The sequence below is a fragment of the Ancylomarina sp. 16SWW S1-10-2 genome (assembly GCF_009669305.1).
Lineage (GTDB): Bacteria > Bacteroidota > Bacteroidia > Bacteroidales > Marinifilaceae > Ancylomarina.
Genome location: NZ_SADB01000281.1, coordinates 1 through 407 on the forward strand (window position 1 = coordinate 1; position 407 = coordinate 407).

Here is a 407-nt window from a genome sequence, read left to right on the forward strand (position 1 = left end):
TTCTCGTTTCTGGCAAGTGGTCCCAATCTGACAACAGATCGTGAGAGTCCAGAGCGGAGTTATACAAAATACATGGATATGAAACTCCAGACCCAAAGTGGACTATTTGCCAATTGGCCTTCCAACGAAGAACCATACAGAGCATATTTTATAGGAGTTAAACCAACTGGAAATGACTTTGTCACCAAAGGGCCCGACAAAGTGGATTTCATATTACGAGACCCTCCCGGATCCAATAGTTTTGCTTCTATTAAAAAAGGATTTTCTGTAACAAAAACAGAAACATTTAGTCTTGGAGAATCCGTTTTAGGAAGCTTAAAAGTGACTAATAATCTAGGAGCAAAAACAACTATTGGATCTGGTGTTGGAGTAATGACCTTTAGTGAAATAGAAGTAACAGATGAACT

At 38.8% G+C, this 407-nt stretch carries 1 protein-coding gene; it reads left to right on the forward strand.

The genetic code is table 11. The features are described from left to right. Positions 1–78: 78 nt before the first annotated feature. Positions 79–407 (forward strand): hypothetical protein (locus tag EMN46_RS19240; RefSeq protein WP_154202630.1); only part of this gene is annotated, 329 nt, incomplete at its 3' end.